This window comes from Actinotalea ferrariae CF5-4 (assembly GCF_000603945.1).
GTDB lineage: Bacteria > Actinomycetota > Actinomycetes > Actinomycetales > Cellulomonadaceae > Actinotalea > Actinotalea ferrariae.
The window spans coordinates 1-348 of the sequence record NZ_AXCW01000619.1; the positions used below are offsets into that span (position 1 = coordinate 1).

Here is a 348-nt window from a genome sequence, read left to right on the forward strand (position 1 = left end):
TCCGTCGGGCGCCGGAACAGCGGGTCGAGGGCCGTGGCCCCGTCGTCGCAATAGCGGGGCGCTGCCTGGGAGGGGAGTCCTTCGACGCACATCCTGGGGGCTGTGACCGCGACGTCGAGAGCCCCGCAGATCGTGCGCGCGACGCGCCTGAACGTGTACGAGCTGACGGTGCCCGAGCTCGAAGGACCGGCAGCGGTCGGTCGTGTGGCTGAGACCTCGGCACGAACCGTGATGGATGAGTCTGTCGCGACTGCGCCGATGCTCCGGGAGTCAGCCTCGCTGGGCACCGACGCGATCTCGGGTGGTGCAGCAGTGGCGCTTGTCTGAGCCCTGATCCACCGGTCCCTT

The 348-nt window shown here is 69.5% G+C and carries 1 protein-coding gene; it reads left to right on the top strand.

Translation table 11 applies throughout. The features are described 5' to 3' along the window. Positions 1-102: 102 nt before the first annotated feature. Positions 103-327, top strand: a complete 225-nt coding sequence (locus tag N866_RS21225; RefSeq protein ID WP_155855531.1) for a hypothetical protein — start codon at positions 103-105, stop codon at positions 325-327. Positions 328-348: the final 21 nt, after the last annotated feature.